This window comes from Affinundibacterium danionis (genome assembly GCF_042432465.1).
Classification (GTDB): Bacteria; Pseudomonadota; Gammaproteobacteria; order Burkholderiales; family Burkholderiaceae_D; genus Undibacterium; species Undibacterium danionis.
On the sequence record NZ_JBHLXJ010000009.1, the window covers coordinates 123,779 to 149,049 of the forward strand.

Sequence of the window (25,271 nt, forward strand, 5' to 3'; positions counted from 1 at the left end):
CACTTAAAGCTCGTCGAGTAGTCCTTTACATTACAATGTCCCTAATTAAATTTCGTATTACCATTGAAGATCATGGCAAGACTCCCTCGTCTAGTAATCCCTCATCAGCCCCATCACATCACGCAGGCCGGTATCGATGGCAAAATTATTTTTGTCGATACCTCTGATTACGTCGTTTTCATTGATTGGCTCAAAGCGGCGGCGAAACAATTTAGCATACAGATTCATGCCTATACGATTTTGCCAGATCGTTTGCATTTGTTGGCAACACCGAGTGATGAATTAGGACTAGGCAAAATGATGCAGTGGCTGGGACGTTATTACGTTCCTTACTTCAATGCTAAATATAAGCGCACGGGTTTGTTGTGGCAGGGGCGCTTTAAAGCGACGGTGCTCGACGCGTCTAATTATTTTTTGCCTTGCTGCGTGATGATAGAAGAAATGGCGGTACGCCAACATTTGGCGCAGGAGCCGGCGAGTTATCCTTGGTCTAGTTGTCAGCATCATCTGGGCATGCGGCTTGACCCTGTGGTGGCAGATCATGCGATGTATTGGGGCTTGGGGAATACCCCTTTTCAACGTGAAGCGGCTTATCGCGATTTGTTGGAAAGAGGTTTATCGTCAACACATTTCAAAGCGATCATGGACGCGACTAGCAAAGCTTGGGTTTTAGGCTCCGATGCATTTAAGCAGGAAATGGCGAAGCTGACTGAGCGTAGAGTGGAGCCTGCGGCGCGTGGCAGGCCGCGCAAGAAAGTCGCGCCGCCTGCCTGATGGTATTGGCTGTGAGTTCAATTATTCGCCGACCAACTGTACGGCGTCGATTACCTTATAGCCACGTTCTAAATTATTGGCTACAGTGACTTTCACTGCCTTGGCTTTGTAGGACGTTTTTTCAAAGCTGCGTACGAACCAAGTGCGGTTGCCGCGTTTGTCGCGTTTTTGATCGCTGATACCTTCCCATACGGTATTCCATTTACCATCGGTGCTTTGTAATTCAATTTTACTGATGGCTTCAACACCGTCACCTCCTTCGAATACCACACGTACTTCGGTCGCGGATACAGGTTTTTCGTAACTTAATTCTAGCCAGTCAAAGCCTATGTCCTGATTATTGTTGGTCCAATCCTTGCCATCGACTGCGCCCTTGGCATTAGCTGCCACGCTCGATGATGATGGACCTGAACTATTTTTTTCGCCGAAGGTAGAACTGGCTTTGGCCTCATTGGCCCATTGGGCTTTGCTATCGTTGATGTATTGATCTTCCATCTTCGCATAGTCCATCAAGGCTTTTTTCTGTGCCTGCTCACGTTGTTCAGGCGTTTCTTCGGCTGGTGTTGCATTGGTCGCTGGTGCTGGTGCTGTTACTACAGCAGTGCTTGCTGCGGGAGCGCTGGCAGCACTCGCCGACGCGTCGGGTGCTTTTTTGTTGCAGCCGAGGATCAAAGTGCAACTGATCGCTAATAATGCAGACAGTAAAGTGGAAACGCGAAAGCTTGTTTTCATAAAATAGTCCGTTTGGAAATGAAGGTGGGGAAATTTAAACCTGAAAATTATGCAAATTATGCAATTACGGTCGTCATTTTATGCGAAATGTTTTCTTTGTTTCGTAAGAAAATGTAAATATAGGAACTTGTGCCAAACGGCGCTGACATTTTCGAATAAGTTAGTGAAAGAATGTTAGTGAACAAATTTTTGTAGAAGCTAGGGGCGTTTATGAAAAGAACTTTATGTATTTGGGCTGTGCTATTAGGGTTTGCAGTAGGTGCGCAAGCTCAAAAGCCGGCGGCAGATGTGATCATACAAAACGCAAGAATATGGACGGTAGATCCAGCTCGCCCCGAGGCGCAAGCGGTGGCGATCTTGGCAGACAAAATTGTGGCGGTGGGCTCTAATCAACAAATTGCTTTTTGGCGAGGGAAGCAAACCAAAGTAATTAATGCTCAAGGTAAGCGTGTATTGCCGGGTTTTAATGACGCTCATGTGCATTTTGCAGATGGTGGAAATTCCTTATCTGAAGTGGCCTTGAAAGATGCTACGTCACCGCAAGAATTTGTCCGTCGTATCGCAGCGCATGCAGCACATTTGCCGCAAGGGGAGTGGCTGATTGGGGGAAATTGGGATGATCAAGCCTTTAGTCAACCTGAGCTGCCAACCCGACATATGATCGATGCTGCCAGCGCTGATCGTCCTATATTCGTGACTCGCTATGACGGCCATATGGCGCTTGCCAATTCTTTTGTATTGAAGTTGGCCGGTATTGATAGAAATACGCCAGATCCTATTGGTGGTGAAATTGTGCGTGATAGTACAGGGAATCCTGCTGGCTTGCTGAAAGACGCTGCGATGGATTTAGTGTTTAAAGTCATGCCAGAACCCAGCCACGAAAAACGCATGCGCACGATTCGTGCTGGTTTGAAATATGCGGCGCAATATGGTGTCACCAGCGTACAAGATATGAATCCGCCTTACTCGGATATCGCCGCCTATGCGGAACTCGCCGAGCGCAACGAATTAACTGCGCGGATGTATGTGGCACCGATGTTGTTGGATGCCGATGACATCCGCAAACTAGGTTTGCGCCGCGCTTTTGGTTCTGACTATTTACGTATCGGTGCGCTCAAAGCCTATGCAGATGGTTCGCTGGGTTCTAGTACCGCGTATTTCCATGAGCCGTATCTTGATGCTCTAGATCTCGATGCACCGCAGGCACGCGGCATGCTGGCGGCAGAAATGCAACCGCTGGATGCGATGCGCGAGCGTATGATCAAAGCGGATCAGGCAGGTTTACAATTATGCATACATGCGATTGGCGACGATGGTATCGCGGCGATTTTAGATTTATTTGAAGACGTGGTGAAGGCAAACGGGCCGCGTGACCGACGTTTTCGTATTGAGCATGCGCAGCATTTGGCACAAAAAGATTTTGCGCGTTTTGCAAAATTGGGTGTGATTGCATCGGTACAACCGTATCACGCGATTGATGACGGACGTTTTGTCGATAAGCGCATAGGTCACGATCGCGCTAGCCGCACTTATGCCTTTAGAAGTTTTCTACAACATGGCGTTAGACTGGCGATAGGTACCGATTGGACTGTTGCGCCTCTCGATCCCATGAGCGCCATTTACGCCGCAGTGACCCGTGCCACCATTGATGGCCAGTTTCCACAAGGCTGGTATCCAGAACAGAAATTAACCGTCGCTGAAGTCGTGCAGGCTTACACCATGGGCTCTGCTTATGCCGAATTTCAAGAGCAGATTAAAGGCAGTATCACGGTAGGTAAATTAGCCGATATCGTGATTCTCTCACAGGATATTTTTAAGATCCCGCCAGAGCAGATTAAGGATGTCAAAATTGAGAAAACCATGCTGGGCGGTAAACTGGTATATGAGCGCTAGTGGCTGCGATAGGGAAAGCCTGCTTTGAGATAGGGTTTGCAACTGGGCTGAACTAATGCCCAAGTAATTTCCCTTAGCGTGGCTCATCTTTGTTATCCGCCTTCGCTTTGTCTATGTTACCTAACAAGGACCAAACCATGGCACTTATGAGCGCGATAGCAGCGACAAGTGCTGCCCACAACCAATAAGATTTTTTTTGATTATTGGAGGCGTGCTCTGCCTCAGATTTTACGGCTATCGTGTTTGAGTTACCTTTAGTTGTTGGTGTTGTGTTTCGCTCATTCATTGCTGATGGGATTTTTACTTCTGCGAATGTCAAAGCTTGCTCGTATAGATTTTTCTGCGGCATTAACGTGCTCAGATTTAGTGGCGAGCCCTCTTTTTTGTTGTCTGAAAACTCTATGCGGTAAGGCGTTTCACCACGCGCTAAAAAAAACAGGCTTCGGCTTAATGAACCTAAAGAGATGGTTGGCGCTAAGTTCGCAAGACTGTTTATTCCCGCTGGAATATGTAGGCGAATTTTGTTGAGCGCTGCGCCGCTTAAAGGAAGCGCTTCGGTGTTGACTTCTCCTGTCGCTAGCGCAAGGCGATAGGCGGTGGTGTCGCCGAGAAAAAAATCTTGAGCATGGGTAGTTCTGGCGAGTTGTTTTTGATAGCGAAGTACATAGAGTGGATTGCGAAAACGATGATGGCTAGTATTGGTATCGATTTCTGAATTTGCCGTTTTGGAAAATTCTCCAAAAATCTGTACTTTTGCCAGTGTGTTTTTTTCTTGTAGATGGAGTTGTAAGCTATCAATCGGCATGTTTGCTGGCACTTGATAGGTGCAAGAGTAAGCATCGCAATGAGATGCTTGTATCGGCTTAGTCCATTGCATCTTGGGTGCAATTTGCTCTGATTCTTGGGTATCAACGGTGATTGCCAAAATCTGCGGCACACGCTGAGCTAGCTCGGTGCTGATAGCTGGGCTGGAGTGGGAATTTGAGCTTGCGTCTGTTGTTGCGTCTGTTGTTGTATCTGTTAGCAAACTTAAACGCAGATACTTCGCTTTGCTATGATGCAGATTCAAAGACAATTGCTGTATTTGCTCGCCCTGATGTTGTAACTGAACTAGCTGTTCCAGTTCACTCACAAGTAACCAATGCTTAAAATCGTCACTAGCTTCTATTTTTATAGGCGCAATGCCTAGAAAATTTTTATCAATACGAACTCTAGCTTGTACTAAGCGTGCGCCAGGATTCAATTTGCTGGCATCAACCATCCACGAGTAAGCGGTGCTGTTCGCGTGCTGTGTCGATTTCATTTTGTTTTGCAAAATCAAGCTACCATCAGCCTGACGCTGGACAGTTATGGAAGCAATTTCTTTGTCTTTTATCTGGTTTTTCTCCGCGCTGGTTAAAGGGAAGAAGGGAAGCGTATGGCTTTCCATCTTTAAGGTTTCGGCTGTACCGTCTAACCACGCATAATTCAAATAGTCGCCCTTAGCATTGCGTAGTCTTAAATCAGATAATTGACTATTCGCACTTTGCGGATACAGCGCCAGCGGTATTTTTACTGCGTAGTAGGGTAAAGACTGAGCAGTGGGTAATTCGATAAAGATGGATTGAGGTGCTTGATTTTGCAGGCCGCGATTTGGCGGATCTTGGTGATGCGCAGCCTGCTCTGACTGCGCTAATACACTTAATGTACCGAACGCGGTCAATGCACTGAATGCACTCAGCGATAACATCAAACCCCAGGCTAATGATGGTAAGCGGTTAGACATGATGGGCATCCTCATTTTCTACCGCTTTTGCTTGAAACTTGCTCTTCACAGGTACTGGTGCGAAATAACCTACTACCAAGAAGGCGATACCTACACCTATGAACGAGACGATGCGATAGAGGCCGCCGCGATCTGCCAGTTCAATGACGAACAATTTGAGAACGACAATGGCAAGCAAAGCGACACCTACCAGCCAGATCGAACGTGAAGCGCGTCGATTGCCAAATAACATCAAACTCACACCGCACAGTGCCCAAGTAATTGACACCGCGGCTTGTGCCAGACGGGAGGCAAATAGCGCATCAAAATCCCAAGCAACGCCGCCAAAATGATGCACAGATCGCAGCACGGCACCCGTTAATAGCGCTAAGCTAGACAAGGCTAGCACCCCATAGGCTTGAACTTGTGGCGGCTTAACTCGTGCGTTCTCAGGCAATTGTCGCCACCATCCATACAGGCTCAATAGGATGATTATTTGCGCCAACTCCAAAGGATTTAGCAAGGGGAGATAAGGCAGGGGGGATGCATTGCCCGCCGATAGTAGATTGCTGACCCAACACCAGATTAAGAGGTAGAGCGCGATGGGTGTCGCTGCATTTTGTAAATACACAGAACGATGCTTTGACAGTGGCCAGCGTTTCGCCATAAAAGACTGACCTAAACTATACAAGCACAGCGCGGGTGCCAAGATCCAAGCCAACAGTACCCAAGCAGATGTTGGTTCACTCCATATGCTGAATCGTCCGCGTAATTCCGCCGAGATGATAAATAAGGCTAGCCACAGACCGATCATATGTAAGCCTGCCAAAAGACGTGGGTAGGGCGTATAGAAACGCTCCTGCTGTTTCAAAGCGAACCAATGCCAGATAAACGCGCAAGGCCAAGCAATAATCCCCCATGAACTTGACGGCAAGTAGGTGCCTACGCTGCCAGTTATACCGAGATCGGCGGCGAAAATAAACAAGCCTAAACTGATAGGACTCACCAAACCCGTTTGCGGCCAATCACGCCATCGTGCAAGCACCAATAATAGCGCGGAGGTAAGAATGCCTATAGCGATGTTGGCGGCTGGAAGGCTGGGCAATAATTGCCATTGAGTGAATGCCGAGGTAGATTCTCCCGACCAAGCCACTAACCACCAAAACAATCCCCACAAAACAGGTAGCCATAGCATAAACGTTTGGCTACACCAAGGATTGAGCCATGCTTGCGAAGCGTGCACGCTACCTGGCGTTACTGGCTGGATCGCGGTGGCGTTAGATAATTCTCCTAAGATGCGACGCATAGTCTGTGCTTGTGCTCGTATTTGATCTCCGCTCCACCAGCCAGCGATGGCCAAAGACAGGCAGGCAAAAAATCCTAAATTCATAAAGGGAGCATCATCATATTGAGTGCGATGGCCTAGGAATAAAATTGCGCTATAAGCCTGTACGATCAGCGCAAAAGTCGCCACCGGTGTATGCGACATATACAATGCGCCAGCCAAGATGAGACCCGCAGTGAGCGGCCAAATGGCAGCAGCTTGCGCTACGCTTAGCGTAAACAACATGGCGATATGCATTAGGCAAAATGCGCAGATCAAGGCAATGCTATTGAATATTGACCATGCAGGCGGTGTGCCTTGCATTTCTGCTTCTCGCTTACGGCGTAACATATGACGCCCGGCGTTGAATAGGATGGAGCAAGCGATGAGCAAGGCCGACAATGCACCGCGCCAGCCATCTTGTAAAAAGCTCGCTTGCTCGATATTGCGATTCACATGTAGCGTCAGCATGAAAGTGATGACCGCTAACCCTTGTACCACGGCCGCAATCGGTCTGAGCGCGGGTAAATTGCGGCGTAGTCCTTGATCGCTGACAAGTAAGGCAAATAGTGCGCAAGCCGCCGCTGCAAAACTGGGGCGAAACACTAGCCAAGGTAAGAGCGTAAAAGCCGCTATACCCAACCACGGCAGGCAAGCGGCACCGGCAGATTCCCAGCGTGGAAGGCTGGGCAGGTTTTCCTGTGCACGGCGCGATTGTAATAGCCACATATGCCATATACCCAAGGCGCTCAAGCCTAATAAAATAGGACCGAGCAAGGAACCCTGTAATAAAGCTTGTTCGGGTACTGAGTTGATACTGATCGCTTGCAATAATTTGACGGTTGCCCCGACGATTACCACTAGGGAAAAGGCGCGCGCATATGGCCGGTTTTGTCTTGTGCCTAGCCAGTACATTCCTGCGCCTTCGACTGCCCAAGCGGCGCTGGTCCAGCTTCCTTCCAAGCCTAAAGGAATCGCAAGCGTGGCGAAGATAGCAGCAACGATGACATAAGCTTCCGCCAACAAGGCTAAGCCCTGCTTTTCTTTAGAAAAAATAAAGCGCGCCATCACGAGATAAAAGAAGGCGACGGCCAAGGCAGAAAACGCCGCACCGAATTCCGTGTTCTGCACCAATAAATACTGTAAGCCAAAGGCGGTGATAGGATTACCAAACACCAGCGCACTATCGACTCGTCCAACAACTTTAAGCCCAGCTAAGGGATTGCCAGCTTGTTGTGCCAACTCTGCGCTATGACGCGCTTCGGATAAAGTGCGACGCGCAAACAGTACCCCAATCACGGCAAACAAGACGAAGAAGAAAATCAAGAACGGTTGGACGATGGCGTAGTCACTGTCAGCATAAAATTTATTTGCCCAGCCGATAGACAAAGTAAAGGTGCCAACAAACGCGATGACATTCAAGACCCGCCACGCATTGAACCATGCGATTAAAAAGATACCTACATCGAGTATCGCCAGATAAGTAAATAGGCCGAGCGGGCGATTGGCACCGGTCGAGGTTAGCAGTGGTGAAGCAAAGCCTTCTAAGGCAGCGATAATCGCCAATACCGGTGCTTTTTGTAAGACGGCCAAGGCGGCACTTAATACCGATATCGCGAATAAAAAAGCAAAGCCAATTTCAGGTGTAATCAAGGCATGTACTTTGAGTGCCGAAAGGCTGGTCAGATAAAACACACCAATCGCCATCCCCTGCAGACTCAGGGCATAGTCGCGTCGTTTATGGCGTAATCCCCAACCCAATCCCAATAATACCAAGCCCGTCACTGCCACACCCAGATAGCGCAATTCTATGGGCACGGTCACGCGTTCTGCCGTGTAGCGCAATAAGAAAGCCAAGCCTAAAAATAAAATCAAGACACCCACTTTGACCAAAATATTGCCGCCGTAGATAAAATCGGCGATAGGTTGAGGCAAGCTTTCGCGCAAGCTCTTGCGGGGTGGTGGCGCTAATTTTTTGTTGTCAGCTTGGGGCGGCGCGGTTTCAATTTGTGGTGTCGCGATGGTGTTCAAGATGGCGCTTGGCATTACCGTGGCGGGTACAGCCGAGGACTCAGCAGAGCTTAAAATAAGTTCATGCGTGCTTGCTCCATCTTGCGTTAGCGCTTTTGCTGCTGGTAATTCTGTGTCGGTAAGCGCTGCCTGCATTAGGTGGTTTAATGCAGGATCACTTTGATCGTGCGGAGTAACAGCTTGATTGTCTGTGTCGCGTGTGATGCTAGCTGACGCAATATTCGATACAACATTGGTCGCAATATTAGTCTCAATATCTGTTGCAACTTCTGAAGCGGTTTCGGATGGTATGACTGCCGTATTAGGTGCTTGATGCGTGAGTGAATTGAGTTCAACTGTTGCTGGTCTACTGGTCGTTGGATTAGCGGTGCGCGCGCTACGCAATTCTTCTTCTAATAGTTTGAGTTTTTGTTCCAGATTGGCGATGGTTTTGCGTAACTCATTGATGGCGGCTGCCGCATGTTCGTGCAGCGTCTGATTACTTTTTTTGAGTGTATCTAGTCGTGAGTTCAGATTCATTTGTAGTATCAATCCAAACGCGCCGCCACACACCGTATAAATCAGGACAGCACTACTTCGGTCTGCGCCCAAACCCAATGCAAATCCAATCAACGCACCTATCCACCACATAGCCTAACCTCTCAAAAATGACTAAAAAGTCAATGTGGGAACTGTAAGTAGTATTTGGGTTTTTTACAAGAGGAATCACCGATCTTGAATACTCTAGGACTATTCAAGCTTGATACTATGCATCGTTCGCACCGATGCAGATTTATTGAGGAGCGATAGTGCGATTATTTTTCAGTAAATAATCTTGTGCGTTGATCCGATAAATCAGACTGGGGACTGCATCCGGCACATCGTTTGTGCTATCGATTTGCAGTAAGCCCGCTTTCTCTAAGGTGCGCCGTGACGGCGTATTATCTGGCCGGACTAAACCGAAAACCGCATCACGCTCAAGCTCGATGAAGGCACTCCTTAGACCCGCTTCCGCAATCGCGCTGCCTATCCCCTTGCCCCAAGCACGTTGCGCAAGGCGGAAATACAGGTTTAGGCCTTCATAGTGACCAATTTGTCGGTGAGAGATACCTCCAAATCCAATTATCTGTTCAGGATCTTCGATCAGACTGACTGCCCAATAACCAAAGCCCTTAGTTTCCCAATTAACGATCCAAGTTCGTATGTTGTTTTCTACGGTTTCCGCTTTGGGTGTGCCAAAGGGATTAAAACGATTGGTTTCTGGATCGCAGTGGATAGCAATTGCAGCATCGAGATGATGAAGACTAAGCGCTTGTAGTACCAGTTGGATTGAGTTCATGAAATAGCTGACCTGATGGCGTACAGATATTGTAGCGGATCTTTCTGGTACGAGAGACTGATCTGGATAATCCGGTTCGCCCCTAATTATTAGGTTTTCACCACAAATATCTAGTTATATTTTTACGCATTTTATAATATTTAGTTTTTCTATACAGTAAAACCAAAGTATGGGTAGCGTTGCTTGTTGACGTCGCCCGTGTAAACAACAAGGAGTAAATAGCGTGCGAACACAAGAACATACTGGTCAATCTACTGCGTCTATTAGAGATGGAGCCACTCTTGCATACAACAAGCTCAATGAGAACTTGTCGACCCGTCGGCATGATTTGGAACTATTGCGTATTGTCGCGCTATGCATTTTAATTTTTTATCATACGGGCATGCTCTATGTCAGCGGTTGGGATTTCCATTATAAGAGCGCGTATCAAAGTGAGAGCCTAGCAAATTGGATGCTCTTGGTTAATCCTTGGCGTATGTCTTTACTCTGGCTAATTTCTGGCGTGGCTTTGCGTCATGCTTTGCATAAGTATGGTGCATGGCACAGTTTGCAGCAGCGTTGTGTGCGTTTGCTCTTGCCGCTATTGTTCGGGGTCTTAGTCGTGGTGCCGCCACAACTTTTTATCGAAATGTCGGGCAAAGCGCAATTGCCTGTGAATTTTACTTATCTGGATTTTTATCAAGCATTTTGGCATTGGAAAGACCCACTCTTTAAGGAATACCAAGGTGGTATTTTGCCGCACATGGATGTGAATCATCTTTGGTATTTACGTGAGCTTTGGAAATTCTCATTGCTGCTCATCATTGCGTATTTTTCTTGGTCTGCATTACGTCAACGCTTCCCGATTGCAATCGCATCAGTTGAGGACAAAGTAAAAACTAGTTTGGCAGTAAGTTGGCAAGGTGCGGCCTGTAGCGCGCTGTTAATTGCTGCACTGGCGGTATTGGATATCGTTCATCTTGATGATCGCAACACTACGGGATTTTTATTTTTATTAGCAGGCTATGCATTGGCTTCTGTTCCCACATTTTGGCAACACGTGTTTGAGCATCGTAAAAAATATTTGTACTTGGCGGGTCTGTTTTATTTGCTCTTACTCTGTGTGTATAACTTTTTATGGATGGTACCTGAACGTAAAGCTCTGGCATGGGTAGATCCGCTAGCGGCCATTGTGTATCGTTGTTACGGCGGTTTTTGTATCATGGCTGCGCTTGGTTATGCTAAGCACTTTGGTGAGCGTTTTAAATCATTTTCTCAACGTTGGAGTGAAGCGGTATTGCCGGTGTATGTCGTACATCAAAGCTTGATCTTGATCGCCGCTTACTATTTAAAACCTTATGCCGTCGGTGCTTGGTTAGAACCGATTTTAGTGTTGTTTTTCACCTGCATCGCAAGCTATTTCATGTACGCCCTGATTGCGCGCGTGAATATCTTGCGGGTTTGCTTTGGTTTGAAATGGCAAACTCCTAAGCCTGTAAGATCAAATACAGAAGGTCTAACGCAGCAAGCACAATCAGCACAATCAGTACAGCTAGGAGAAAAATTACGCACGGGTTTAGGTTATCTATTGCTAGTGCCATTGGCTTTAAAGTTGATCGTCTGAGCAAGCGACAGAAATAGTGTTAGCGATAGAGATAGAGTTCATGCTTCAGGCTAGCGCTTACACTTTCAAGTAGGCGCGAAAACCGCGGCCGCTATAGTAAGACTGTGCGCCGTTATGATAAGTAAAAACTTGGTCATAGCGGCGGTCGCAAAATAAGGCACCGCCTAGTTCTCGCATCGCTGTCGGGGTCTGTATCCAGCTGGATGTTTTTTTATCGAATTCGCCCAATTTTTGTAATGCACGATATTGTTCTTCATCGAGTAATGTGACGCCCATCATCGCCGCCATATCAAGCGCGCTATCAACTGGTTTGTGCTCTTTTCTAGCATCCAATGCTTTCCGGTCATAGCAAATACTGCGGCGTCCATCCGGACTCTCGGGCGAGCAATCACAAAAAATATATTCACCCGTGGCCTCGTCAAACCCAACAACATCGGGTTCACCACCGGTTCTTTCCATGTCATTGAGTGCCAATAATTTTTGGGAGTGAGCGCTGAGTTTTACTTCCACTTCAGACCAAGCTATTCCCTCATGGCGTTGCATGTTTTTTTCAAAGCGTTGCTTTAAGATCGCGAGTAATTCAGTTTCTAAATTGCTGCTCATAGTAGGTATCCTTTCTATGGAGTGGCTGTTCAAATTGCTGTTTATTTTACGATAGCTCTTTAAGAAAAAGGCGATGACTTTTTCGCTCCGGTGTTTTGTTCATTATCTTTCACATCTTTAATGCTAAGATCAAAGAAAATAGCTGGATTTTTGTCTTTTCTTCAGGAGTGTTTTCATGTCGAATCAAGTGGTGTTGGCGCTATCTTCCTTGCTTTCCAGTGTGTTGCTCAATCTTGGTAGTAGTGCGTGGAATGAGAGCTACGCGCAATTGCCGGTGGCATCAAATCAAGTCAGCAGTCAAGACGCCCACAAGTTTTTAACTCAATTCGAAGCGGTGGATGAGAGTCAAAAGCAGGCATGGAAAATGTTTACTGATGGGCAAACCGGACAGATTAAGCACCTGCCAGGTGCCGTAGAAAATTGGGTGCAAGCAGCTAATAAAAAAGAAGCTTGTCGAGTGTATGCCGCTACTTTCGTCGAACCGGGTAAGGCACCGTGGTGGGAAAAAGTAGGTAATTATATTCATTGGGATGGCGCCTGTATCGATGGCTACGCGGCTGGCATCGGGCGCGAATTTACTTTCGAAGAGGGACAATTATCGGCGTGGTTGGCCGATTATGAAGGCGTTAAAAAAGCGCCACAATATTATTTGGTAACGCATTACGATAAACAAACTATAGAATTTAAAGCAGCCGCTCACCCGCTTTACGTTAGCTTGCAGTACGTACTTAATACTTCGGGTGATGCAAAATCTGATAAGTCTGCTAAACAGCTTGCGGTCAATTATTCTGTGTTGAATATGACTGAGAATCGGCTCTATCGCAAAGAGGGTGCGGTAGGTATTGATCAGGTTTCAAAATCTATGATGCTGCCCAATAAAAATAGTTATGCGGTGGTACAAAATATCAGTCCTGTCACTCAATTTTCTTATCACACCAGCGTGAACAGTCTTTGGCAACGCATGGGCTATTCCGTGGTGTATGCAAATAGCGGATTAGAAGCGAAAACCATGCAGCTTTTTAACGCCACTCCTGAAAAAACGCAGGAGACTAATTTGCCATCAACTTATATTAATCATTTGAAGACAGTAAATGCAAAAATTGATCGCAATCTAAGGACTGGAGAGCAGGTATTACAACGCACATTTGAGGTGCTGGCAAAGTATCGTACGCGTGTTTGTCAGGGCGTAGTGAAGGTGGATTTTATGGATAGCCTTCAGTATGGACGGCTTTGCTTGGAGAATGGTGAGCTGAGCGTGTTTGATGATTGGGTGGTGACCTCATTGAAGAAACAGCAGCTCGCGCATGAACAGTTGAAGCAAGAAATTCTGCGCAGAAAAGAGTTGCTGGCGAAGGCGCCTGCCAACGTGTCTGCCAATGCGACCAACAATAATCATGCGAATAAAATGACGGCGAACCTCCAGCAGTTCGTCAATGACATAGAAAAATCTACACGCAGTATCAGTGATTTTTCACGTTCTTCTATGGAGGCCAAGCCACATTGGGAAGGCTTATCAAGCGATATGAAAAATTGTGCCATCGTGGCGAATCTAGTGCAGTGCAAGCTTCCTTAATTTCGTATAGATATTAAAAAGCAAAATAGTCTCATCACTGGCACATTTATGTTGTAAAAAGGCGGTTTTACGGCCTTAGCTGATAGAGGCTAGCGCACTATCAATAGAAACTATTGACAGTGGGTAAGTCACTTGGCAAAGTGGATTGCAACAGCTTTGTTGACTGCGTTGGTGGATTTTCGCATTTGCTTTGAACACCTTCGTATCTTATTTTGACTAGGTGGTGTCTTGCTTAAATTTACCAAAATGATGATAGCCCGAATGTGCTGGCAGCGCCTGTTATGCGCGTGGCTGGTTCTGCTATCCTCTTGGTCTTGGGCGGCCTCGACTTCCGAATTACGCTTTCAACGATTATCTGCTCTCGGTGCAGATCAACTCTCTACTTTATCCCTGCTACAAGATAAACAAGGTTTCATTTGGATAGGGACGAATAACGCAGGCTTGTACCGATTTAATGGCTATCAAAGTGATAAATATCTAAGTCAGGCAACGAATCCCGCTAGTTTGCCGCACGATAGAATCTCCGCGCTATTCGAAGATAGGGACGGCAGTATTTGGGTAGGTACGCAAAATGGTCTGGCGCGATTTAATGCGGAAAGCAATGACTTCACACGCTTCACGCCCAAAGCTGGTTTGGCTAATCAAGGTATTATTAAAGCCATCGTCTCAGATGGACAATCGGGATTTTGGTTGGCGACTTGGGGTGGTCTACAGCATTTTGATACGCGCAGTAATACCTTTACCTTGTACACTCACAATCCCAGTGAAAGTACCAGCCTCGCCACGAATGATCTGAACGCCATTGCTGTGGATAAACGTGGTGGTGTGTGGGCCGGAACTTGGCCCGCCGGCATTGATTATCTGGCGCCTGGCGCAAAGACGTTTCAGCACTTCCGCGTTGATGATGAGCGCGCACCTGATTCCAAACTCAATATTGTTCGTTCTATGTTGCTAGACGATCAGGGTAAATTATGGATGGGCACGGAGAATGGGGTAGTGTTGTGGAATACCGCAGAAGACTGGTCAACCCGTCGTCGGCTCGATAGTCCGGCCAGTCGCGTCAATGCTATTTATGCCGATAAACACGGAACCGTGTGGGCAGCAACCTTGTCAGCAGGTTTGTTGAAATGGGATGTGGCAACTTCGCAGTTTGTCCAATTCGTTAAGCATGCGATTGATCCGTATAGCCTTCCCTCAGATGATGTACGAGCTATCTTGCATGATCGTGGCGGCATGCTGTGGGTCGCCACTTTGACCGATGGAATTGCCTTAGCTAATTTGAATAGCAAGGGCTTTAAACGCATCATTCCCTTTGATGCTGATTTACAGAATCCTAGACCTAATAATGCCTTATTAAGAATGACGGGAGCACCTGATGGACGCCTATGGCTAAGTAGTAATAGTGGCGTAGCTTTGTTCGATGTCTCCAGTGGCAAGGTGCTTAAGCAATTTCGTTATGATAAAAATCGACCCGGTTCACTCAGTAATGATCTGGCCTATAGTTTGTATCAGCAGAAGGATGGACCACTGTGGGTTGGTACTTCGGTGGGCCTAAATCGTTTAAATCTGAATAGCTCAGATCTAAATGATTTGGCTTCAAGTGGCACTAGTCCAAGTCGTTCGAAGCCGGGTAAATCGCTCGCTTCTAGTGCTGAATTCACTACTTTTCATTTCGATAGTATCGCTGACGACTACATCAACACCATCGCGCCGGGTGATGAGGGAATCTTGTGGTTAGGAACGGGCAATAGCTTGATTCGTTTTGATATTCGAACGAATACGCATATCAAGTATGTGCCAGATCCGACCAATCCAGAGAGTCGCAGCGCCAAAGGGACCACTACGATTTTGCAGGATAAGCTTGGGCGCTTATGGGTTGGTGCCGAGTGGGTCGGTGGTGGTCTTGATATGTTGGATAATTCGCAAGGAAAATTCAAACACTTTCGGCATGATCCGAATGACAAGAGCAGTATTAGCGCAGAGAATATTTCCTCCTTACATCAGGATGCCAAAGGGCGTATTTGGGTAGGAGCCGTCAATGGTTTAAATCAGATTCTTACTGCTCAGGACGGCTCGATTCAATTTCGGCATTATGCAGGTAAAGACAGTGTTGGTCTGGCTAAAATCGTCGCGATTGAAAGTGATTTGAGCGGACGACTTTGGCTTAGTACCGTGAACGGTTTAATCCGGTTTGATCCAGATAGTGGCGCGACCGAGCACTTCACTGTCAGTGATGGTTTATCGGATAGTTTCTCAGGTCCCTCTTATCGTAGTGCGGATGGCACTTTGTATTTTGGCGGTGCTAAAGGGATGACACTTGTGTCTCCCGATGAGGTCAGCAGTCGCTCCAGTGCGCCACAGATCGCCATTACCGACATTAGCGTTTTTAATCGCTCACTAAAAAATCGACCAGCGCAAGCTGAGCTTCTGCCAACTGGAGAGCCAGCTTCAGGCATTAGCTTAACAGGCTCCGTGACAGCGCCCCAGGCTTTGCGCATCGCGCAGCAGGCCTCGGTATTTTCTATCGAGTTTGCAGCGCTACATTTTACTAATCCCACTCAGAATCGCTACGCCTATCGCTTACGTGGTTTTGACCAGGATTGGGTAGAAGTCGATGCTGACCACCGCAATGCGACTTATACCAATCTAAATCCGAGGCAATACGTATTCGAAGTGAAAGCGGCTAACGATCGAGGTATTTGGAGTGAGCAAATCGCCAGTGTCAATATCGCGATTCCGCCTAAGTACTGGCAGACCGTTTGGTTTCGTTGGCTAGTATTTTTCTTGGTCGCGGGTGTGTTAGCGGGTATCTATAGACGTAGGGTCGGGCGTTTGACACGTGATCAGATCAGATTGGAGTCATTGGTTGCGGTGCGTTTGCAAGAGCTGCTCGCGCAACAACAACTCAATCGTGATAATGCAGAGCGCATGCAAGCTATTTTGCAAAATGCAGCGGACGCGATTTTGACCACTGACAAAAATTGGGTGATTGAATCATGTAACCGTGCAGGTATCGAGTTATTTGGTTGGAATGCAGAGCAGTTAAAAGGCGTACCGTTTTCTAAGTTATGCACGGAAGATATGACGGCGAATCTGATGCAGGCCATCGCCAGCAAAGAATTTTCCGACAAAGGCCATAGTGAGATGGAGTTGCAACAAGTACGTGCTGATGGCAGTCTTTTTGTAGCTGAATTGTCTTTAAGTGGATTTGCTGATGCGGGTCAACGTAAATTTATTTTGATCGTGCGTGACGTGACCGAACAAAGACGGGTAGAACGTATGAAAACGCAATTTGTATCGACCGTCAGTCACGAGTTACGTACCCCACTTACCGCAATACGCGGTGGCCTCGGTTTGATGGTCGGTGGCGTTACTGGTGAGTTGCCGCCCGCGGCCGCTAAGCTTGGACAAATTGCACTCAGTAATGCAGAACGGTTGGGACGTTTGATCAATGATTTGCTTGATATGCAAAAGATAGAAGCAAATATGATGGACTTTAATTTTCAACGTATACCGATTGCTGAGTTAATTGCCGATGTACTCGAATCCAATCAAGCTTTCGCCCATAAATTAGGGGTCTATTTAGTGCTAGAAAGTGATATCCCCAGATTTGCGCTGAAAGTCGATGCGGATCGTTTTGCGCAGATCATGGCGAATTTAATTTCGAATGCTTGTAAATATTCACCCGAAGGTGGATTAGTCAGATTGCGCCTGATTCAACTTGAACACCAACAAATTAGAATCGAAGTGGAAGATCGTGGCCCAGGTATTCCGGCTAATTTTGTTGATCGTATTTTCCAAAAGTTTTCCCAAGCCGATGCCTCTGATACACGCGCTAAAGATGGCACCGGTCTTGGTCTGACCATCGCAAAAGAATTGGTAGAAAAAATGGAGGGGAAAATAGGTTTTTACGCCAACCCACTGGGCGGCGCAATCTTCTTTGTCGAGTTTCCTTTGTTCTCATTGTAAGTTGGGACTGAGTGCTTAACGGCGTCCAATCAAATCCCATTTATTTCCATATAAATCCAAGAATACGACGACGGTTCCATAGGCTTCTTCACGAGGCTGTTCGGTAAATGTCACGCCATGCGATTGCAGGTGTGCATGGGTTTCCCAGAAGTCGTCGGTCTCTAAAAACAAAAATACCCGACCACCAGTTTGGTCGCCGACATGGGCCATTTGCTCTGGGGTAGATGCTTTGGCTAGTAGGAGTTTTGCGCCAGTCGAGCCCGCTGGCGCTACCACTAACCAGCGCTTATCAGAATTTATTTGACGATCCTCAAGTAGTTCGAAGCGTAGCACTTTGGTGAAATAATCGAGTGCCTCGTCGTAGTCGCGAACCAGAAAGGCGATGTTGGCGATGGTGGTTTTGCTAGTCATGGTTTTGATTGAAATTGCTGTAGTTGAGATTGCTGCGGTTAAGATTGTTGTAGTTAAGATTAACTCATAGCCCTATTAACTGAAAATAAAAATCCTCTCGCCCGCGAGCGGGAGAGAGGATGAGGTAAGGGTGTTTGGGTTAGTTGGATACGGATTTCCTCAAATCGCTCTGCACGTCAAAAATTAAACTCATTGTACAGAGTTTGCTGCATGAACTTACCACGTGCATTTACTCACTAACTTGTATCACAATCTTGCCGCGTGTTCTACCTGATTCACTCTTTGCATGTGCGGCAGCGATGTCTTTGAGCGCGAACACACTGTCGATGATGATTCGGATTTTGCCGGCATCAATCAATTCAGCCAAAGCTTGTAATTGTGTCGCGCTCGGTTGTACGAAGCAAAATAGCGGAGTAGCACCGACTTGCGCTGCAGCTTCTGCTGAAGGTGGTGAAATGATAGAGACCAAACGACCACCACGTTTTAAAGTTTGCCAAGATTGATCTTGAATCTCACCACCCATGGTATCGAATACCACATCAATATCGCGCAAGCTCGCAAAGTCGCTTTGCGTGTAATCGATGATTTCATCCGCACCCAAGGCTTTGACTAACTCTACATTTTTTGTTGAGGTGGTCGTGATGACATGAGCACCGCGTAATTTAGCCAATTGAATCGCGAAAGTACCGACACCGCCAGCGCCAGCATGGATCAGTACGCGCTCACCTGCTTGTATGTTAGCGCCTTCATATAATGCCTGCCACGCGGTCAGTGCGACCAGCGGTACGGCGGCGGCTTCTTGCCAATTGATACTGGCCGGTTTAACTGCTATTTCACTGGCACGCACGGCGATGTATTCGGCATACGCACCGTCGCGTCCTATATCGGGACGTGCATAGACCGCGGAACCGACTTTCCAGTCACTGACATTACTGCCGACAGCCACGATTTCACCCGCGAAATCCCATCCCAAAGTGAGTGGAAATGTGTGCGGAATCATATCTTTCAAATAGCCTTCGCGTACTTTCCAATCGACAGGATTGATGCTGCTGGCGTGAATTTTGACCAGTACGTCATCGGCTTGAATGACAGGCATAGGTGCGTCTTCGTAAACCAATACATCGGCCTTACCAAATTGATGAATACGAACGGCTTTCTGAGTGCTTTGCATGAGGTTTTCCTTCCAAGGATAAATAATCAGGTTGAGTGAAATTGAAAGTGAAGATCAATTCACGATGAAAACAGTCTACGCCTAACTTTTGATTTGATAAATGAGCTGTAATTCACATTATTTGTTACACTGCGTAATTAGTGGGGAAAGTGACTTAGCAAATAAGTGAGCAAATAACTGAGCAAATAACTGAGCAAATAAGTGAACAACCTATGGCACGCATTACCCGTGATTTTGATCCAGTACAACTAGGCTCGATAGAGTTATTTTGCAAGGCGGCTGAGTTGAGTAGTTTTACCTTGGCGGCGCAGACTTTGGGTCTAACTCCCGCGGCGGTAAGCCGCTCTATCGCACGTCTTGAAACGCGTCTGCAAGTTAAATTATTCGCCCGCACTACGAGGCACATTCGCCTGACCAGTGAAGGCCAACTGTACTTTGAACAATGCACACAGGCCTTGACACAAATACGTGAAACGGAACGTAGCCTGAGTGGCAAACACAGTGATCCCAGCGGCATCTTGCGCATCAGTGCACCGACTACCTATAGCCATTATCGCCTGCTGCCTATCATGCCGCGTTTTTTTGAACGTTATCCGCGCATCAAGATTGAATTTAATATCGCTAACCGCAATATTGATTTTGTAGAAGATGGCTATGACATTGCGATTCGTCTCGGCGTGCCGGAAGACTCACGTTTGGTGGCGCGCAAATTAGAGGATGCGAAACGCGGTATTTTTGCTTCACCGAGTTACCTTGCGCAGTACGGAACGCCGCAGACGCCAGACGATCTTCATCAGCATCGTTGTTTGCAATTTTTGCTGCCAAGTTCGGGGCGACCTTTTCCTTGGCTAGTGACTGAGCAGGGGCAAGAACGAGAATATGCCTTCACATCCAATATCAGTGTGACTGACGATGTCTTAGGCTGCGTCAGTCTGGCGAAAAGTGGTGGCGGGATTTGTCAAAGCTTTCAATATATCGTGGAAGAAGACGTGCGACAAGGACGTCTAGTTGAAATTATGCAAGATTACACGCGCGGCCAAATCCGCCCTTATTCTATGATCTATCCACAAAATCGTATGATGTCAGCCACTGTACGAGCTTTTGTGGATTTTGTATTGGAAGAAATTTCGGCAAAAAATAGCTAGCTAGTCGTGAAGATTATCTAGTAATTACACTTAAGCAGTGACGCTTAAGCAGTGACAACACTCAAAGGAAACCGCATGGCAATCTGGAAAGCAGACCTCAGTAATGAACTTGGCCAAATCGAAAATGCTATGGTGCGTGTGTCAGAAAACACCGTGAAGCCTATGCTCAGTGAATCCATTGCGATGGCGAGTGAGCACCTAGATCAAGTCGTTGATAGAGCCAGCAGTAGTTTGAATCAAGTGGTAGCCAACGCCGGCAAACAACTCAATGAAAGCATAGATCGCTTATCGTCTGAAGTGCATAATCATCGCTCCATCACCAAGGACGACATCAAAGAACTAATAGAATTTGCCACCGTTCAAATGGGCGATATGCTCGATCAACGCATCTCAGCATTGAAAGATGAAACCTCAAATCTGATCAATGATAAAACCCAAATGTTGCGGCAAGAATTAGAAGAAGCCGCAATTCGTAGTCGCAAAACCATGTACACCAATGCTGCGATTTCTATAGGTGCTGCATTGTGTATGGCAGTCCTTGGTTTTTTGTACAAACAAGTTTCACTCGATCAAATCGACTTGCTCACGGTGTTTAGAATTGCCCTGCTTTCGCTATCCGTCGGCTCAGGAATTGCCAGCGTGCTGAAAATTATCCAACACTGGCGGAGTATGAGCGAGGCTAAGAAAAATACCACGACCGTGGTCATCAGCTACCTGGGCGTGTTGCGCCCCAATGGCGCGTTTGGCCTATTTGTTTTGAGTCTGATTTTGTTATTGGGCTGGGGTGGTTTATTACATGTGCCGAAATTTCTGCATTTGGGGGCGTGAATGCTTTGATCGAAAATTAATTATGGGTGAAAAAAACTGAGCTGATTTGTATCTCGACATAATATTTTGGTGATATGAGTTTGAGTATCACCTACTGATTTCTTTATTTTTGTCGCAAGAAATAGTTCAGACTAATTATCCAGACCAGTAAAGGTACTCCAATGCAGATAGTATTAATCAAGATCAAATTGTCCAAATACCGCATTTGGCCAGTAATATAGATAGAGGCAAATAAACTCAACAGATAGAGAGAAAAAATGATTGTTGAGCGCTTCAGACCCAAGCGGAAAACTAGCAGTCCCGCCAGCACCGCGATAAATAAGCCAGCTTCAAGCAAAAGCAAAGCAAGCACTTCGCCACCACTAGCCATAGCCGTTCTTGGCCAGCTTAGCGCTATGAGGGATCCAAGTAGAACAGACTTTTTCATAGGAAAGGACTTAATTTGATTCATGCACCATTGCCTGCGGCTCTATCGCTTCAGCCGCATGATTCTTCCTAAATATCAAGAAGCACACTGCGCCTAATGGAAGTGATATCGAGATGTTCCAAGGTCCATAAAATGCCGCTTTAGCCGAAGCACTGAACATTTGCAATGCGAAAGTTGCAAAGCTGATCTCGCCAGTAGTCCAGTTCATGGAGAGGTTACATAAACCGATTAAAATGAATATGACCCATGGCCATTTCCTTCCTTTTAATTTCATTCTGATACAGATGATTAGCGCCACTATCGTTACGATAGGGAAAATAATTGCTAAGACAAAAATAAGGTACTGGATTGCGGATTTTCCAGTAAACGAAAATTTGGCTTGCTCTTCGATGGATGTGCTTTGTGGATTCACGTGGAAGCCAATAATACTGATCACATCTGCACTTTTTTTCAGCGCAACATTCACGATGATCCATTTGCCTGGATAGGTGAATTCATAGGTCAGGTTGGTGCTGGATTGATTATTCGAAAAATGTTGTTGCGCTCCGATCAGCTTAATTTTTGTTGGCTCCTCGATAGGTAGCAAGGCAGACATTTCTATTAGTGAATTTCTCAGATTCGCTTCTTTGATGCTAGGATCAATCATCTTCTCAATATCTTCAAACTTTTTTTGTTTGAGCAGAACGAGAGTTCTTTTCGCAAATGCCTGGTCCTCTGCGGGAGCGAATCTTTGCATCAAATCATCCTTGCTGCATCCTGCTAAGGTAATTATGTATAGCAGGAGAAAGAAGCATTGGAGAAATTTTTTCATTTTATTTTGCTGAGGTAAATTAGATTACTTGAAATTGCGCTTATGTATTTGCTGCTAGTTACTTGCTTATGTGCTCTTCCCGAAATCCCGAGGGCGACAAACCCGTTACCCGCAAAAACTCTTTATTAAAATTCGATTTACTACTAAATCCCGATTCTTGCATGACCTCAATTATCGTCATTTCCGGTGCTTCGATTAACAGGCGTTGTGCTTCATGGATACGCTGGTCATTCAGATAAACTGAAAAACTTTTGCCGTAAACTTGGTTGATCGCATTCGATAGCTGACGTGCTGGGACTTGCAGTTTTTTGGCGGCTTGCGGTAGCGTGATGCCGAATTCTTGTTTGTGTAGTTGTTCGGATTTGACCAGATTTTCCCAGCGCTGAAACAGTTGTTGTGCTACCTCGGGCGCAATGTTGGGTGCGGTGACTTGTAAGGTTTGTTCGCCAAATTGATACATCCATTCCAGCCAATCGCTGCGTTTGAGTGCTGCCAGCATGATGCTAGCATTGATCGCGAAAAACGCAATACTGGCGACAAGAAGAGAAATTGAGTCGCGTAAAGTAACGCCAGTTTGCATTTCCAGATTGACCGCGATTTCTAATAAGATGTTGACCAAAGCTAGCAGCATCAGGCTTATTAACCAGCGATATGCCGAAACAGCATAGCCGCCGAGGTGAGCAAGTGCTTGCTGGCCAGTTCGCATTTGCAATGTGATCATTGATGTATAGATGACAAAGCTAGCGATGATGGCGATATCGATGAAAGCTCTGAGTGGTTTGATTTGAGTAAGTACGATGATGGTCGCGGCACCGAGTCCAAAATGCCATAACTCACTTTTGTTGAAGTTGGCATCTGGTCGGCGCACGCATATGAAATACACGTACAGGCAAGGGCCAAGCAACATAGCAAACAAAGGTCGGGTGAAGGCAAAGACCGTCGTGTAACCGTTGAGTATCGCGGTGAGAGCAATACTTTGGTGCGCATAAAGCAAGTAGTTGAACCCCAAAAGTCGTTTGGGAATAGGGCGCATGGCGGTCATGGCTAGCATTTGCGCGGCTAATAATAAGCACAACACTGCGTTGGCGATTTGTAGGTGACTGATGATAGATGGCATGTTTGTCATCATAAACGATGTTGTGACTTTGATTTATAAAATGCTGGGGTGATTTGCCGATTCCTGAAGGTTCGCGTGATTTGATAAATATTTGGCAATTAAATAGGTGTGAAATCCTGCTAGAAGGTGCTAAAACCGGTTTTTTGCCGTCCTTCATCGTGTTTTAGGTCGAAAAGTGCGCTCGGAATGAGCAAACTGAAGTCCTGTTTAACCTAAAAGGGTTTCATGATGTTGTCTAACTACTTCGTCTCACCATCTTATCTTCTTACTACTGGTTTGTTGTTATCTGCATTTACATCGATGGCTCATGCGGACAGCTTACTCATCAAACAGGTACGTATTATTAACAGCGCTAGCGATCAGCAAACACAAGTGTCCAAAGCCACCGATGTGTTGATCCGCGATGGCAAGATTCAGGCGATTGCACCGAATCTGAATAAAAAAGTAGACCGAGCGACATCTCAAATCGATGGGCGTGGTCGATTTTTGATTCCTGGTCTGATTGATACTCATGTCCATCTCGACGGCGTACCGGGCTATGCGGGAGATGAGCCGAAAGATGAGGCGATGTTACGAGAAGCACGTCTACAGATGCCGCGTAGTTATGCTTATTTTGGTTTTACGACCGTATTGGATTTGACTGGCGATGCTAAATTTATTGCGAAATGGAATGCACAGCCCGCTGGGCCGCAGGCGTATTTCTGTACACCAGTGACCATTCCCAACGGCTATCCAGCCTCATGGATGGATAAAGATTTGCAGTTTCAGGTGCCAGCAACTAAGTATATGTTGTTCGACCCTGCGCAGCCAAATGTCTATCCGACCAACTTTAACGTTGACGTGCACACGCCGCAAGCGGTGGTGACCGCCGCTAAGCAAGATGGCGCGAGTTGCATCAAAGTGTTTTATGAAACCGGATTTGGCGCGAAAAAGAATTTGCCCGTACCTTCAGTTGAATTGATACAGGATGTTGCCCAACAAGCGAAGCGTTTGAATATGCCAGTGTATTTACATGGTAATTCTCAGGATTCATATGAGTTTGCTTTAAAAACGGGTATTACAACGCTGGTGCACGGGATGTGGCATGAAGCCAAAAATGTAGAGCAATTTGCCAATCAAATGCGGCTCACACAGATTGCCGATGAAATTACCAAAGCGAACATTTCGGTGCAACCAACGATGCAGGTTTTATACGGTGAGCATGAAGTTTTAAATCCTGATTTCTTTAAGAATCCTTTGGTCGCTCACGCGATTCCTCAGCAATTGATGGCGTGGTATCAAACCGAAGCAGGGCAGTGGATGAAAAATATTTTGGCGGAAGACTTTGAACCCGCCACAAAAACACCGACCGAGTTGTATCAGGCTGTAAAAACCATGTACCAAAAACCGCTCTCCACGGTACGTCGTATGACGAGTGCTTTACATCAAAAGGGGGCACACATAATGTTTGGCAGCGACACACCTAGCGGTCCGTTTTATACGCAATTTCCGGGTGTTAATGGCCGCTGGGAAATGGATCGATGGTTGGAAGCAGGCATGAGCTTACCAGAATTATTTCATGCTTTAACGATGAAAAACGCACGTGCATTAGGACTAGAAAAAAGTATAGGCAGCGTGGAAGTAGGCAAGCAAGCCGATCTATTATTACTGTCGGCCAATCCACTTCGGGATGTGCGTGCCTACGATACGATAGAGCAGGTCATTTTGCGGGGGAAAGTACATCAACGTGCGACTTTATCTGCCAAACGTAATTAAATGTGGGTGCGGTCGCTGATCCGGTAGAAACTAAATGAAATT

At 46.5% G+C, this 25,271-nt stretch carries 18 protein-coding genes; 8 read left to right on the forward strand and 10 right to left on the reverse strand.

Annotated elements, in window-relative coordinates; translation table 11 throughout:
- The first annotated feature begins 72 nt into the window (after positions 1–72).
- On the forward strand, positions 73–774 hold the full coding sequence (locus ACFFJH_RS08780) for a transposase (RefSeq protein WP_390211733.1): 702 nt from the start codon (positions 73–75) through the stop codon (positions 772–774).
- A 21-nt stretch (positions 775–795) separates the two neighbouring features.
- On the opposite strand, the gene ACFFJH_RS08785 is transcribed toward ACFFJH_RS08780, so the two are convergent.
- Positions 796–1,506, reverse strand: coding sequence for a hypothetical protein (locus ACFFJH_RS08785; protein WP_390211735.1), 711 nt, complete (start codon positions 1,504–1,506; stop codon positions 796–798).
- 210 nt (positions 1,507–1,716) lie between these two features.
- Between ACFFJH_RS08785 and ACFFJH_RS08790 the strand changes: the two genes are divergently transcribed.
- A complete protein-coding gene (locus ACFFJH_RS08790; protein ID WP_390211737.1) occupies positions 1,717–3,399 on the forward strand; it encodes an amidohydrolase in 1,683 nt (560 codons plus the stop codon).
- 73 nt (positions 3,400–3,472) lie between these two features.
- Here the strand turns inward: ACFFJH_RS08790 and yjbD are convergent, their stop codons facing one another.
- The 3 genes from yjbD to ACFFJH_RS08805 all read right to left on the reverse strand — a co-directional run bounded on the left by yjbD (position 3,473) and on the right by ACFFJH_RS08805 (position 9,816).
- Positions 3,473–5,164, reverse strand: coding sequence for a DUF3811 domain-containing protein (yjbD, locus tag ACFFJH_RS08795; protein ID WP_390211738.1), 1,692 nt, complete (start codon positions 5,162–5,164; stop codon positions 3,473–3,475).
- Positions 5,157–9,128, reverse strand: coding sequence for a DUF2339 domain-containing protein (locus ACFFJH_RS08800; protein WP_390211739.1), 3,972 nt, complete (start codon positions 9,126–9,128; stop codon positions 5,157–5,159). Before ACFFJH_RS08800 ends, yjbD begins: the two co-directional genes overlap by 8 nt.
- 142 nt (positions 9,129–9,270) lie before the next feature.
- Positions 9,271–9,816, reverse strand: a complete 546-nt coding sequence (locus tag ACFFJH_RS08805; RefSeq protein ID WP_390211740.1) for a GNAT family N-acetyltransferase — start codon at positions 9,814–9,816, stop codon at positions 9,271–9,273.
- A gap of 223 nt (positions 9,817–10,039) precedes the next feature.
- Between ACFFJH_RS08805 and ACFFJH_RS08810 the strand changes: the two genes are divergently transcribed.
- Positions 10,040–11,419, forward strand: coding sequence for an acyltransferase family protein (locus ACFFJH_RS08810; RefSeq protein WP_390211742.1), 1,380 nt, complete (start codon positions 10,040–10,042; stop codon positions 11,417–11,419).
- Between the two features lie 57 nt (positions 11,420–11,476).
- Here the strand turns inward: ACFFJH_RS08810 and ACFFJH_RS08815 are convergent, their stop codons facing one another.
- On the reverse strand, positions 11,477–12,022 hold the full coding sequence (locus ACFFJH_RS08815) for a DUF4256 domain-containing protein (protein WP_390211744.1): 546 nt from the start codon (positions 12,020–12,022) through the stop codon (positions 11,477–11,479).
- Positions 12,023–12,197: 175 nt separating this feature from the next.
- Between ACFFJH_RS08815 and ACFFJH_RS08820 the strand changes: the two genes are divergently transcribed.
- Both ACFFJH_RS08820 and ACFFJH_RS08825 read left to right on the forward strand, forming a co-directional pair.
- Positions 12,198–13,595, forward strand: coding sequence for a hypothetical protein (locus ACFFJH_RS08820; protein WP_390211745.1), 1,398 nt, complete (start codon positions 12,198–12,200; stop codon positions 13,593–13,595).
- Between the two features lie 228 nt (positions 13,596–13,823).
- On the forward strand, positions 13,824–17,564 hold the full coding sequence (locus ACFFJH_RS08825) for a two-component regulator propeller domain-containing protein (RefSeq protein ID WP_390211747.1): 3,741 nt from the start codon (positions 13,824–13,826) through the stop codon (positions 17,562–17,564).
- Between the two features lie 15 nt (positions 17,565–17,579).
- Here the strand turns inward: ACFFJH_RS08825 and ACFFJH_RS08830 are convergent, their stop codons facing one another.
- Both ACFFJH_RS08830 and ACFFJH_RS08835 read right to left on the reverse strand, forming a co-directional pair.
- Positions 17,580–17,975 carry a VOC family protein gene (locus ACFFJH_RS08830; RefSeq protein ID WP_390211749.1) on the reverse strand — a complete coding sequence of 132 codons (396 nt, stop codon included), beginning with the start codon at positions 17,973–17,975 and terminating at the stop codon, positions 17,580–17,582.
- Between the two features lie 229 nt (positions 17,976–18,204).
- On the reverse strand, positions 18,205–19,146 hold the full coding sequence (locus ACFFJH_RS08835) for an NADP-dependent oxidoreductase (protein ID WP_390211751.1): 942 nt from the start codon (positions 19,144–19,146) through the stop codon (positions 18,205–18,207).
- 212 nt (positions 19,147–19,358) lie between these two features.
- Between ACFFJH_RS08835 and ACFFJH_RS08840 the strand changes: the two genes are divergently transcribed.
- Positions 19,359–20,291 (forward strand): LysR family transcriptional regulator, encoded by a 933-nt coding sequence (locus ACFFJH_RS08840; protein ID WP_390211752.1) that lies wholly within the window; start codon positions 19,359–19,361, stop codon positions 20,289–20,291.
- Positions 20,292–20,366: 75 nt separating this feature from the next.
- Entirely contained in the window at positions 20,367–21,119 is a 753-nt protein-coding gene (locus ACFFJH_RS08845) for a hypothetical protein (RefSeq protein ID WP_390211754.1), read from the forward strand.
- A gap of 103 nt (positions 21,120–21,222) precedes the next feature.
- Here ACFFJH_RS08845 and ACFFJH_RS08850 read toward each other — a convergent pair whose 3' ends face one another.
- The 3 genes from ACFFJH_RS08850 to ACFFJH_RS08860 are packed head-to-tail and all read right to left on the reverse strand — an operon-like array spanning position 21,223 to position 23,474.
- Positions 21,223–21,570: a hypothetical protein gene (locus ACFFJH_RS08850; RefSeq protein ID WP_390211755.1), complete on the reverse strand. Its 348-nt coding sequence runs from the start codon at positions 21,568–21,570 to the stop codon at positions 21,223–21,225.
- Positions 21,557–22,357 carry a hypothetical protein gene (locus ACFFJH_RS08855; RefSeq protein ID WP_390211757.1) on the reverse strand — a complete coding sequence of 267 codons (801 nt, stop codon included), beginning with the start codon at positions 22,355–22,357 and terminating at the stop codon, positions 21,557–21,559. The genes ACFFJH_RS08850 and ACFFJH_RS08855 overlap by 14 nt, the downstream gene beginning before the upstream one ends.
- Positions 22,358–22,415: 58 nt before the next feature.
- Complete coding sequence (locus tag ACFFJH_RS08860) at positions 22,416–23,474, reverse strand: AraC family transcriptional regulator (RefSeq protein WP_390211758.1); 1,059 nt, start codon at positions 23,472–23,474, stop codon at positions 22,416–22,418.
- Positions 23,475–23,699: 225 nt separating this feature from the next.
- Here ACFFJH_RS08860 and ACFFJH_RS08865 point away from each other — a divergent pair, with 225 nt between their 5' ends.
- Complete coding sequence (locus tag ACFFJH_RS08865; RefSeq protein ID WP_390211760.1) at positions 23,700–25,229, forward strand: amidohydrolase family protein; 1,530 nt, start codon at positions 23,700–23,702, stop codon at positions 25,227–25,229.
- Positions 25,230–25,271 lie beyond the last annotated feature (42 nt).

What these genes read in the sequence shown, in the direction of transcription:
- ACFFJH_RS08780 (WP_390211733.1), top strand. Translation starts at nt 73, where the DNA reads ATGGCAAGACTCCCTCGTCTAGTAATCCCTCATCAGCCCCATCACATC.
- ACFFJH_RS08785 (WP_390211735.1), bottom strand. Translation starts at nt 1,506, where the DNA reads ATGAAAACAAGCTTTCGCGTTTCCACTTTACTGTCTGCATTATTAGCG.
- ACFFJH_RS08790 (WP_390211737.1), top strand. Translation starts at nt 1,717, where the DNA reads ATGAAAAGAACTTTATGTATTTGGGCTGTGCTATTAGGGTTTGCAGTA.
- yjbD (WP_390211738.1), bottom strand. Translation starts at nt 5,164, where the DNA reads ATGTCTAACCGCTTACCATCATTAGCCTGGGGTTTGATGTTATCGCTG.
- ACFFJH_RS08800 (WP_390211739.1), bottom strand. Translation starts at nt 9,128, where the DNA reads ATGTGGTGGATAGGTGCGTTGATTGGATTTGCATTGGGTTTGGGCGCA.
- ACFFJH_RS08805 (WP_390211740.1), bottom strand. Translation starts at nt 9,816, where the DNA reads ATGAACTCAATCCAACTGGTACTACAAGCGCTTAGTCTTCATCATCTC.
- ACFFJH_RS08815 (WP_390211744.1), bottom strand. Translation starts at nt 12,022, where the DNA reads ATGAGCAGCAATTTAGAAACTGAATTACTCGCGATCTTAAAGCAACGC.
- ACFFJH_RS08820 (WP_390211745.1), top strand. Translation starts at nt 12,198, where the DNA reads ATGTCGAATCAAGTGGTGTTGGCGCTATCTTCCTTGCTTTCCAGTGTG.
- ACFFJH_RS08830 (WP_390211749.1), bottom strand. Translation starts at nt 17,975, where the DNA reads ATGACTAGCAAAACCACCATCGCCAACATCGCCTTTCTGGTTCGCGAC.
- ACFFJH_RS08835 (WP_390211751.1), bottom strand. Translation starts at nt 19,146, where the DNA reads ATGCAAAGCACTCAGAAAGCCGTTCGTATTCATCAATTTGGTAAGGCC.
- ACFFJH_RS08840 (WP_390211752.1), top strand. Translation starts at nt 19,359, where the DNA reads ATGGCACGCATTACCCGTGATTTTGATCCAGTACAACTAGGCTCGATA.
- ACFFJH_RS08845 (WP_390211754.1), top strand. Translation starts at nt 20,367, where the DNA reads ATGGCAATCTGGAAAGCAGACCTCAGTAATGAACTTGGCCAAATCGAA.
- ACFFJH_RS08850 (WP_390211755.1), bottom strand. Translation starts at nt 21,570, where the DNA reads ATGAATCAAATTAAGTCCTTTCCTATGAAAAAGTCTGTTCTACTTGGA.
- ACFFJH_RS08855 (WP_390211757.1), bottom strand. Translation starts at nt 22,357, where the DNA reads ATGAAAAAATTTCTCCAATGCTTCTTTCTCCTGCTATACATAATTACC.
- ACFFJH_RS08860 (WP_390211758.1), bottom strand. Translation starts at nt 23,474, where the DNA reads ATGCCATCTATCATCAGTCACCTACAAATCGCCAACGCAGTGTTGTGC.
- ACFFJH_RS08865 (WP_390211760.1), top strand. Translation starts at nt 23,700, where the DNA reads ATGATGTTGTCTAACTACTTCGTCTCACCATCTTATCTTCTTACTACT.